This is a genomic window from Priestia sp. P5_B4 (genome assembly GCF_056400385.1).
Genome location: NZ_JBFULJ010000386.1, coordinates 1 through 3,513, shown reverse-complemented (window position 1 = coordinate 3,513; position 3,513 = coordinate 1). Strand labels below are relative to the sequence as shown.

Genomic DNA, 3,513 nt, shown 5'->3' with positions numbered 1-3,513 from the left:
TTCTATAACACTACTTATCATATAAAGAAATGAAATTTTTGTCAAAATAAAGTGAATATTTTACCATTCGTTTTTTCTTTCTTTCATTCCTTATGACCTAATAATTGTTTTTCTTACTTCTTCCGCTAACGGTTGAAGAGGCGTAATAATACGGTCGCTTACCTCCTCCGCCGCTTCTACCATCGAGAGCTGCGCCACTGAAACAACAGTGTTATGCTCTTTTATTAGCTCATGTAAGACATGTTTTACCTTCTGTTTATACTTCTCTAGGTTTCCAGTCATTACTAGTCCAAAAGCACCTTCTATCACAACAGGGCGAACCTTTATCTTTACATTTTGATAAAATGCAAATTCGTCTAGACGCTTCATTGTTCCTTCTACGGTTTCCGGATTTGTAAACACGATAAGCTGCGGTTCTTCTATTTCACATATTCGGCGAAAATAAGGCTCATCGATTTTAATAATTGGAATATCGCTTGTAAATGCTTCTGGTAAAAGAGCAATGTAGTTCGTGCACGTAAGTAAAATGGCATCCGCTGAACATTCTTTCATCCACTTTAACTGCTTTTCTACTTCTGCAGCTGCTGCCTCCGCTGCAAACTTAGGGTCGGTTGTTACCCGATGTACAAGTCCAGGGTCTACGAAATGCATACAGTTCGCAAACGGCAGCGCTTTTTCTATATAATAGATGTTCGAATGATGAGCGTGCAGGCAAGCAATTTTCTTCATCGTTTTCCTCCTGTATGATGGTCTTTGAAATACTGAATTAAAAATTCCTGGAACYTTTTCGCAACAGGAGTTAAATATTTATCCTTGTTCCACGCAATCCCAATTACCCTTGAAGCTGTGTCTTCTTTGAGCTTTATTTTTTTAATGCCTCGCAAGTCCACTCCCTTTATTTCAGGAAGCAAGGCAACCCCTAAATGAGCCGCTACAAAACCAATCACCGTCAAAAATTCTTCTCCTTCAAACGTAATATTTGGGACAATCTCCGCTTCTTCAAACAGCTGATCAAAAATTGTTCGGCTTCCGTATCCTTTTTTTAATGCGATAAACGATTCATGAGCCAACTCTGAAATCGAAAGCACTTGTTTTGAGGCAAAAGAATGCGTATCAGGGACATACGCGTACAGCTCGTCTTTCCATAAATATTCCCACTGAATTCCTGCCCTGGATTCCGTTACGGAAGACATACAAAAATCAATTTCCCCTGTTTGAAGCTGATCGAGCATGATGTTCGTGGCGTTCTCAAAAATTTGAAATTGAACGTTCGGATACTCTTGTAAAAAAGCATGAACTAGTTTTGGGACGGATGAAGCGCCTAATGATTTTAAAAAAGCAAACGAAATACTGCCGCGGTGAGGATGAATCAAATCTGAAAGCTCACGTTTAGCTTCTTCCATTTCGTTTAATACTTTAGCTGTTCGTTCATAAAAAAGCCGTCCGTATCGATTTAAAATAACTTGCCTTCCTTTTCGTTCAAATAGCGGCACGCCAAGCTCTGATTCTAATTTAGAAATTGAGCGGCTGAGCGTAGGCTGCGCGATTGATAATTTTTCTGCGGCCTTTGTGAAATGTTCCGTTTGAGCTACAACATTAAAATATTCGAGCTGCTGCCATTCCATTTTTTCACATCCTTTACTTATTACATAATACTATCAATTTCATATAAATTATACATTGGACGTCATAAAAAATTCATGTTTAAATGAAGAACGTAGCACTTGCTAAGAATGTTATGTGTCTGCATAGAATAAGTGTTGAAAGAAGGAATTAGTTTATGGATGTTTCAATTGTTTTAACAATGTTAGCCGTCGGACTGATCTTAGGATTTGTCGGAGCAGGCGGATCAGGTTTTATTATTTCAATTTTAACGCTACTGTACGGCGTATCTGTACACGTTGCACTCGCAACGGCTCTTACCGCAATGATTTTCTCTTCTTTATCTGGCGCAGTCAGTCATTACCGCGAAGGTAACGTATCTTTAAAATCCGGTATCTCTGTTGGTATCCTCGGTGCATTAGGCGCTTGGATTGGGTCTAACCTTTCATCCTTTATCCCAGAAGGCGAGCTAAAATGGCTAACAGCCGGCATGCTTTTATTATCTGGCGTTTTACTTTGGCTGCGTATGTTTTTATTTTCCCGTCAGCAAAAAGAACGTACTGTGCCAACAGGAACTAAATTTATCGTCTATTCTTTACTAATTGGCTTAATCACAGGCGCTCTGTCAGGAATGTTTGGAATTGGATCAACTCCATTTATCCAGCTTGGCCTTATGATGGTATTAGGCTTGTCTATTCGTCAGTCGGCCGGAACGACAATGCTCGTTATTATTCCGATTGCCATCGGCGGAGGAATGGGCTATTATCAGCAGGGTTTTTTAGATATTCCTCTGTTGATCCAAGTAGTAGTCGGCACAATGGTCGGTTCATATATTGGAGCAAAGTTTACAAATCGTGTACCTGCTCCCGTATTAAAAACGTCCCTTGTAGCGCTGCCTATTTTCTCTAGCTTCCTACTTGTTATATAAGAAAAAAGCTTGAACTCTTGTTCAAGCTTTTTTTATGTCCATCTCATAAACAAACTGCTTTCCTTGGCTTCCAAAAATATGCCGGCCTGTGTCGATAAAGCCGCTTCTTTTGTAGAGCTGCTGCGCGGCCGTGTTTTTATAGTTCACGCCTAGCACCACTTCATTTTTAGTCGGAAAGTGATGGTTGATAAAAGAAGGAAGAAGTTTCAATGACTTTTTGCCAACTCCCTTTCCTTGATAATCAGGATGAATGGAATACGACCGTATTAAAAGCGCGCCGGAGCTCTCGGTATATTCTTTAACAGCTTTCCCTGCGTCAAGCACGAAAAAGCCGGCTACTTTGTTTTCTGTCAAAATCAAAACGGGCGTTCTGTCTCTTTTCCCCTTACACGTAGCTAAGGCTTCAGCGGGAAGTGCCGTATAAATGAGCTGCTCTTTAGGCAGCGTATAGCTATGTATAGATGACTCGTAGGCTTCACTATAAAACGCTAGTGCTACATTTACTGTATTATCCATTCTATACCTTACCCCTTTTTCCATAGTATAACATGCACAAAAAAAGCCGCATAAAGCGGCTTTTCCTTTATCTAGCGTCGGATACAACGGTAAAGCGTTCGTTTATATGCTCTCCTCGCTCAATTTCATCAATGACTGCAATGGCGTAATCAGCATAGCTGACATGGCTGTTTCCTTCTGAGTTTAAAATAACATGATCTTTCCCTGTTTTATAAGCATCCGTTCGTTTTCCTGAAGGATTAAAAAATGCTGCTGGGCTAATAAACGTCCAATTAATATCGCTTGTACTTTCTAAGTCTTTTAAATTTTGAGCTTGGTTGTCAGCTGTCGCTTTATACTCTTTTGGAAAATCAGGCGTATCTGCTAGACGCGTCGTTTTCTCTTCATCGACAAACAAACTGCCTGCTCCTCCTACAACAAGAAGACGAACGTCCGGAGCTTGTTTAAATACATGGATTAACGATTGC

5 protein-coding genes are annotated in these 3,513 nt (G+C 40.1%); 1 reads left to right on the top strand and 4 read right to left on the bottom strand.

From position 1 onward, the window contains the following. Nucleotides 1-90: 90 nt before the first annotated feature. A complete protein-coding gene (locus AC1DRF_RS19840; protein WP_477741486.1) occupies nucleotides 91-729 on the bottom strand; it encodes a hypothetical protein in 639 nt (212 codons plus the stop codon). Beyond that, entirely contained in the window at nucleotides 726-1,625 is a 900-nt protein-coding gene (locus tag AC1DRF_RS19835; RefSeq protein ID WP_477741485.1) for a LysR family transcriptional regulator, read from the bottom strand. The genes AC1DRF_RS19840 and AC1DRF_RS19835 overlap by 4 nt, the downstream gene beginning before the upstream one ends. A gap of 155 nt (nucleotides 1,626-1,780) precedes the next feature. On the opposite strand from AC1DRF_RS19835, the gene AC1DRF_RS19830 reads away from it, so the two are divergent. Further along, nucleotides 1,781-2,530, top strand: coding sequence for a sulfite exporter TauE/SafE family protein (locus AC1DRF_RS19830; protein WP_477741484.1), 750 nt, complete (start codon nucleotides 1,781-1,783; stop codon nucleotides 2,528-2,530). Between the two features lie 21 nt (nucleotides 2,531-2,551). Here AC1DRF_RS19830 and AC1DRF_RS19825 read toward each other — a convergent pair whose 3' ends face one another. Then, nucleotides 2,552-3,046 carry a GNAT family N-acetyltransferase gene (locus tag AC1DRF_RS19825; RefSeq protein ID WP_477741483.1) on the bottom strand — a complete coding sequence of 165 codons (495 nt, stop codon included), beginning with the start codon at nucleotides 3,044-3,046 and terminating at the stop codon, nucleotides 2,552-2,554. A 67-nt stretch (nucleotides 3,047-3,113) separates the two neighbouring features. Continuing rightward, on the bottom strand, nucleotides 3,114-3,513 hold a 400-nt coding region (locus AC1DRF_RS19820), incomplete at its 5' end, for an NAD(P)-dependent oxidoreductase (protein ID WP_477741482.1).

What these genes read in the sequence shown, in the direction of transcription:
- AC1DRF_RS19825 (WP_477741483.1), bottom strand. Translation starts at nt 3,046, where the DNA reads ATGGATAATACAGTAAATGTAGCACTAGCGTTTTATAGTGAAGCCTAC.
- AC1DRF_RS19840 (WP_477741486.1), bottom strand. Translation starts at nt 729, where the DNA reads ATGAAGAAAATTGCTTGCCTGCACGCTCATCATTCGAACATCTATTAT.
- AC1DRF_RS19830 (WP_477741484.1), top strand. Translation starts at nt 1,781, where the DNA reads ATGGATGTTTCAATTGTTTTAACAATGTTAGCCGTCGGACTGATCTTA.